Raw genomic sequence first — 6,147 nt, forward strand, 5'->3', positions numbered from 1 at the left:
ACTCGATGCCGGCATTATCTCAGACCCGCAACACAACCATCAGGCCCTATCTGCTGAAGACCCTGCCGAACAAAGTCCTGCCAGCCTGGATGCTCGATGCGTCGATATGCTCGGCAATGTCGCTTGGCGAACCGCAAGTGAGCGCCGAAGCGCTGGCCTTCTTGTGCCGCGTCCTGTCTGATCGGAAGCGCCACTCCGCCGCAGGAGGATCATCGAAGCCTCTGTCAACGGAGGGCCATTCCGATGAGACGACTGCAAAGAGAACCCGGCGTACAGCTTCCGCTGGAACTGCACCTGGATCCCACCTTCGACGCAGCCATAGTGGGGAATCGACGGGAGGAAGTGATCGACGCGCTCGCGGCACTTCTGCTGGAAGCGCTGGGCAAGCCGGCGAACATAACCGACCCAGGAGATCGCGATGAACCAGAAGATCTCCGCTGAACATCTCTGCCGAGGCGCAGTGGTCTACGTCCGTCAATCAACCATGAGCCAGGTGGTGGAGCACACAGAGAGCCAGAATCGTCAGTACGCGCTCGCTGAATCTGCACGAACCATGGGCTTTGCTTCAGTGACGACGATCGACGATGACCTTGGACGTTCGGGCTCCGGCAGTATCGAACGTCCCGGGTTCCAGAAGCTGGTCGCGTCAGTGTGTGCAGGATCCGTCGGCGCCGTGTTCTGTCTCGAGGCTTCACGACTTGCGCGCAACGGCCGCGATTGGCACCATCTCATTGATCTTTGCGCGCTGGTCGGCACGGTCGTCGTTGATCACGACGGTATTTATGACCCCAGGCTGGTCAACGATCGGCTCCTGCTTGGACTCAAAGGCACGATGTCGGAGTACGAACTCAGTCTGCTGCGGCAGCGTGGCATTGCCGCGCGTGATTCGAAGGCCCAGCGTGGCGAATTGCGCTTTGCGCTACCTCCGGGCTACTGCTGGAACGAGCTTGGGCAGATCGAGATGGATCCAGACGAACGGGTTGCCGAGTCCATCCGGGTGCTCTTCCGTAAGTTTCGCGAACTCGGCAGTGCCCGTCAGGTGCTGCTATGGGCCATACAATCCGACGTGAAGCTGCCGGTGACACGGCACGGCCCCGCGGGCATCCGGATCGAATGGAGCAGGCCTGCATATCACACGGTCGTCCAGATCCTGGAGCATCCGGTTTATGCTGGGGCGTATGTGTTTGGAAGGACGACCCAGCGCACTGCGGTCGTCGACGGACGGGCTCGTAAGACTGAAGGCCACTCCAAGCCAATGAAGGACTGGAGCGTCCTGTTGCGCGACCATCACCCAGGGTACATCACGTGGGATCAGTTCGAGGAGCATCAGAGGATGGATTGCCGAGAACACACACATGAAGAAGCGGGCTTCCCGTCAATCTGCTCGTGGTGGGCGGGCATTGCTTACTGGCCTGGCGCGATGTGGCCGGTGCGGCCGAATGATGCGAGTCAACTACGGCATGAGAGCCGGCCACGCGCATCGCTATTACTGCCGTGGCGACGAAGCACATGTCGGAGCATTCCGCTGTATCGGAATTGGCGGAATACGTATCGACAAAGCAGTGGCGGCCGCAATTCTCGAAGCGGTTTCGGAGCATGCGGTGGAAGCGGCCGTTCGCGCTGCACAGCAAACATCGCGCGCAGGCGATGATGCGCGTCGCGCGTTAGCCTGCGAGCTCGAGGAAGCGCGCTACGACGCCTCTCTTGCCGCACGCCGGTATGAGGTTGTCGATCCGACGAAACGATTGGTTGCACGCGAGCTTGAAGCGCGTTGGAATGCAGCCCTCGAACGTGTCGCTCACCTTGAAGAGCGCGCTGCGCTTCTGGACCGCGAGGTTGCAAGCCGGCCCGCGATCGACCAGACGCAGTTGATGACGCTCGCGCGCGATCTCCCGGCGGCGTGGAATGCGCCGGGCACCGATATGCGAACAAAGCAGCGGCTGACCCGTATTCTCATTCAGGAAGTCGTGATTGATCTGGACGACAATTCGAACGAAGCAGTCGCAACGGTTCACTGGACCGGTGGTCGGCACACGGAGCTGCGCGTCGCACGCGTGAATGTTGGTCGATATCCATCTGGCCAACACTTCAGTGCTGTTGAGGTTATGCGCAAGCTTGGCGGGCAGTGGCCAGACAGGGAGCTTGCGGTGACCATGAACCGCATGCGATGCAAATCGCCAGACGGCAAGACCTGGACCACGGTTCGTGTTACCGAACTGCGTGAACGGCTGGGCATTGCGCCATTCGATCCGATGGCATCGCATGCGGAGACGATCAGCGTGGAAGAAGCCTCACGGCGACTGGGAATCTACGGCAGCTCGATTCACCGCCTGATCCGTGAAGGAATACTGCCTGCGACTCAACTCATGCCCTCGGCGCCCTGGCAGGTCCCTGTTGCTGAGCTTGATTCCGAAGCCGTCAGGGAAGGTGTACGGGCTATCAAGGAAAGGCGACCGCCTCACTTCAAGGCCCGACAGGAAGCAGAGAAGTCACTCAAGTTGCCGGGCTTCTAACCAAAGGATGCACTATGTCACGAGACTCCCGCGGCGGCCGCGGAAGATGTACAGGTTGCCGCCCAGCGGATTGTCCTCGAGTGCTGTTTGCACTTTCGCAGCCAGCCCCTGAAATCCGCACCGCATATCGGTGACGCCCGCCGCAAGCCAGATGCGCGTGCCCGCCGGCAGCGTGATCACTTCAGACATTCCTGCAGGAACGATTCAGCGCGCTCGAGCGGCAAGCCGCGGATTCGCACGCGGCGTTTGCCGATCTCAACCTCGATCTCGCAGACCGAGGGTGGCATGTTGCCCGCCGTCGACGGCGACTCGTTTTCAGCAAGCTGTACTGGGCGCGGCATCGGCACGGGCAGATCGATCACGTTGACCGGCAATAATTCAGTGGATGATGTCGGCGCCGCTTCGATGCCCGGCAGCTTCAGCCTGCCTTCCCGATATAGCCGCTTCCACTCAAATACGACGTTCGCGTTCATATCGTGCCGTCGCGCGACGACCGAGACCGACGTTCCGGGCTCAAGAGTCTCCTGGACAACTTGCTGCTTGAATTCGAGCGAATACACGCGGTGCGTTTGGCGAGCCATGGGGGATGCGTTCGACATCTCGGTAGATCCTCTACAGTCCGAATCAATGCGGACGACGATCTCAACGTCCGCGGCTTGCTTCGAATCATGCGCTTAGGCTCACGCGAGATGGCGAACGGCCCTCACGAGCCGCTTACGCCTCCAGTTCGAAGCGGCCACGGAGATCAGCCAGTTTGATGTGGAATACGCGGCCACAAAGGCTGGAAATGTTCCTGCCTATGCAGGACATGCACCAGCGGGCCTCGCTGGCCCACGATCGGATGCGCCGTCAGCACTCTGTTCTCGTCGACCTCAATGGCCTGGATGCGTATGCGGAAATGCTCTGCGAGCCACTCCCCGGCTCCGCCGTAAAGGTCAATCTGGCCATGCGCGTCGGCCGCCCTCCCTTGAACCAGCGTGTTTCTCAGGGACGGCACCTCTTCGTCGAGTTCCCGGGTCTGCGGTGTTGGCTGTACCTGCCAGCGTCTGACGCTGCGGGCCAACTGCACAACGGTGTCCAGCAGGCAATTATTCCCCCAGCCGATGGCCACCCCCACATCGGCGCCAGAAGTCCTGAGCAGCATTTCAAGGTCACCGCCCAGAGGGCCCGCCTCAAAGGGACGCAGGGTTGGGCGGGCGATTTCCTGTACCGGCTGGGCACTGACCCCGGGTTCTCCTGGGTGCTGCCCGGCACCTCCGGTGCGCGCAGGATTGCGGGGCCCCCAGCTGCTGCGGACAACGTGGCCGGAATCCGGGGGACCGTGCGCCACCGCAGGCGCGCTCCGCGTGGCGTTGTGCGGTTCGTGCGGCGGCGGGGTGTTCACGTCGGCACTGCGTGTCTGCCCCGGGGCTGTGCCGCCATACGGCTGCTTCACCGGGCCGCCTGAGGGCTCATCCGCGGTGGCCCGTTGCGCATAGTGATCGAAGGACCGGATCGTCTCGATGCCCTGCGGGCGCTCCACGCCCGCGGCCGCGTCGCGCAGCTCCTTCTCCAGCTTCTCGCGCGACACCGCATCAGGCAACAGCTGGCGCAGTCTTTCGTAAGTCCGGTGACCCTTCAGTTTGGCATGGAGGCTCCCGGCAGTGTGGAACTGGATTTCCCAGTCGGCGTCGTCGCCCTGAACCCGGGTGCGCACATTGACATTCAGGCCAGCATAGCCCGTCTGCTCACGGGTGAAGCCGTTATTCACGCGCATGACCTGCATGCCGGCCTTTTCCAGACTGGCGAGGATGCCCTGTGCCGCCGCAGCAAAGCCCTCCTTGCCGAGAATGACCTCGTAGCGCAGGCCGTCGCGTACCCGCCCGGCCGCCTCCTCCGGTGTGTCCAGGCGCTGCTCGCGCTGTATCAGGGCAATCTTCTGCGCGATACTTTTCTCTTTCTTGAAGACAAACCTGCGCCAGTCGCCACCGTCCTGATCCGTGCGCAGTGTCCCGCCATGATTGGCCAGCGCCTGCCGCAGCACGAGCGAGACCCCGGCTTCGAGACCCCGGGCCCGGCCGGCGATCCCGGCGGCCAGTCGGGCGGCCAGTTGCTCCGCGGCCGTGCGCACGCCCCGCCCCGCTGGCGCGCGGCGGCCGGGGCGCGCCAGCGGCTCCATTGCCGGCTCCCAGTCCCCGATTTCCTCCACCCCCGGCGGAACCGCCAACTTGCGGAAGGCCTCGCGCGCCGGCGCGAGCAACGTCCAGATTTCGTCCTGCGAGGCGCCGTCCTGCCTCCTTCGTTGTGCCTCCTTGTACAGGTCGTGGTGCGCCTCCTTGCACCCGAATGTTTCCCCGGTATGGAACTGGATTTCCCATGCAAAACCCTCCGGATCCTCCAGCGTGACGCTCACCGCCCGGAAAGCGCCTCTTTGCCGGCTGAAGTGATTGGTACGCCGGATCACCCCGTGCGCCTGCGTATCGAGCTGCACCAGAATCCGCCGATAGTCCGCCACAAACGTCTGCGCGGGCAGCACCACGCTGTAACGCAGCGCGTCGTGGACCTGGGCGCTGGCCTGGGCCAGATCCAGTTGCTGCTCCCCGATAAACCCGCGCAGCTTGTCCTGCAGCGAGTGCCGCGACTTGAGCACGTGCTGCTCGCCCGCCAGGCGCGCCTGCGCGCACCCGGCAAGGCTTGCCTGCAGCAACGCCGTGATCGGCCCTTTGGCCTGCCGGGCGCGTTCATTGAGCGCCAGTGCCTCGCGCTCAAGCGCCTCCCGCGACACCGCCTGCGCCCGCCCGGCCGGTGTGGCCGGCTCCTCGAGCAGCCCGGCCTGCTGCAACGCCCCGACGGCGTCTTCCATGACCCCCGCGGCCATCGTGGGGATCTGACGCAGCACCGTCTTCGCCCGCTGCGGATCGAAGCGCCCATCCCGGATTTCTGCCACCGTCTGCTTGCTGTACGGCACCTGCCGCACGCGCTCGGGGTAGCAGCGTTCAGCCGTTTCACAGCCCTCGATGACATTCATGAAAAGATCGGTGCCCGTGTCCGACTTCAGCGCGTCGGTGCCCACCTTTACCGCGGTCGTCAGGAGATTGCGCACCGACAGCTCGGGCTCGCCTGGCACCAGACCGGGCTGGCCATCCGGAAACTGCGCGCGGGGCAGGCGGCACACCGGGTAGTTGTCCAGGATCGCGTGGATGCGCCCGGCCGTGTCGCCTGCCTGCCCGTAGGCGCTCGCCAGCGCCGTGAACCGCTGCGCCAGTGCGGGCGGCAGCGGTGGCGCCCGCACTGGCTCCGTGTCCAGTTGCATGCCCAGTGCATACAGCAGTTGCGCCGCTTCGCGCGCTTCCGCCTCATGGGCCCCGTCAATCGCTTCACGCGCCTGCGCCTGCAGCAGATGAAGCGCCGGGGCACCCTCGTCCCCGCCCAGCCACCTGCGCAACCCGTTGCGCAGATCACGCTCCACCCCGTCGTAGGTGCCAAACATCATGTCGCGCGCCATCATCCCGCGCAGCTCATCCGGCTGTGCGAGAAAGCGCATGGCCAGCGTGCTGGCCTGCCCGAGCAGCGCCCCGCCGCGCTGCTCGGCCAGGATTTCGCGCGCGCGCCCCGCCTGGTAGCGACCCTGTTCATCGACGGCCGCGTGAGCGGT

At 64.2% G+C, this 6,147-nt stretch carries 5 protein-coding genes and 2 pseudogenes; 4 read left to right on the forward strand and 3 right to left on the reverse strand.

Annotated elements, in window-relative coordinates; translation table 11 throughout:
- The 4 genes and pseudogenes from EVC45_RS46345 to EVC45_RS46355 form a co-directional block, all read left to right on the forward strand.
- On the forward strand, positions 1-181 hold a 181-nt coding region (locus EVC45_RS46345), incomplete at its 5' end, for a hypothetical protein (RefSeq protein WP_211193583.1).
- 62 nt (positions 182-243) lie between these two features.
- Positions 244-441, forward strand: coding sequence for a hypothetical protein (locus EVC45_RS43075; protein ID WP_129964158.1), 198 nt, complete (start codon positions 244-246; stop codon positions 439-441).
- Positions 419-1,321 (forward strand): annotated as a pseudogene (locus EVC45_RS47390) (recombinase family protein); the annotation flags it as partial. The gene EVC45_RS43075 and the pseudogene EVC45_RS47390, both read left to right, overlap by 23 nt.
- Positions 1,322-1,460: 139 nt before the next feature.
- The gene (locus EVC45_RS46355; RefSeq protein WP_248295504.1) at positions 1,461-2,513 is read left to right on the forward strand and encodes a site-specific DNA recombinase; all 1,053 of its coding nucleotides are present in this window, start codon (positions 1,461-1,463) and stop codon (positions 2,511-2,513) included.
- 12 nt (positions 2,514-2,525) lie between these two features.
- Here the strand turns inward: EVC45_RS46355 and tnpB are convergent, their stop codons facing one another.
- The 3 genes and pseudogenes from tnpB to EVC45_RS45980 all read right to left on the reverse strand — a co-directional run.
- Positions 2,526-2,693: an IS66 family insertion sequence element accessory protein TnpB gene (tnpB, locus tag EVC45_RS43085; protein ID WP_129964159.1), complete on the reverse strand. Its 168-nt coding sequence runs from the start codon at positions 2,691-2,693 to the stop codon at positions 2,526-2,528.
- Entirely contained in the window at positions 2,690-3,112 is a 423-nt protein-coding gene (locus EVC45_RS47840) for a transposase (protein WP_129964160.1), read from the reverse strand. Before EVC45_RS47840 ends, tnpB begins: the two co-directional genes overlap by 4 nt.
- 146 nt (positions 3,113-3,258) lie before the next feature.
- A pseudogene (locus tag EVC45_RS45980) lies at positions 3,259-6,147 on the reverse strand (hypothetical protein); the annotation flags it as partial.

The organism is Paraburkholderia sp. UYCP14C (genome assembly GCF_004197395.1).
Taxonomy (GTDB): domain Bacteria; phylum Pseudomonadota; class Gammaproteobacteria; order Burkholderiales; family Burkholderiaceae; genus Paraburkholderia.

What these genes read in the sequence shown, in the direction of transcription:
- EVC45_RS43075 (WP_129964158.1), top strand. Translation starts at nt 244, where the DNA reads ATGAGACGACTGCAAAGAGAACCCGGCGTACAGCTTCCGCTGGAACTG.
- EVC45_RS46355 (WP_248295504.1), top strand. Translation starts at nt 1,461, where the DNA reads ATGAGAGCCGGCCACGCGCATCGCTATTACTGCCGTGGCGACGAAGCA.
- EVC45_RS47840 (WP_129964160.1), bottom strand. Translation starts at nt 3,112, where the DNA reads ATGTCGAACGCATCCCCCATGGCTCGCCAAACGCACCGCGTGTATTCG.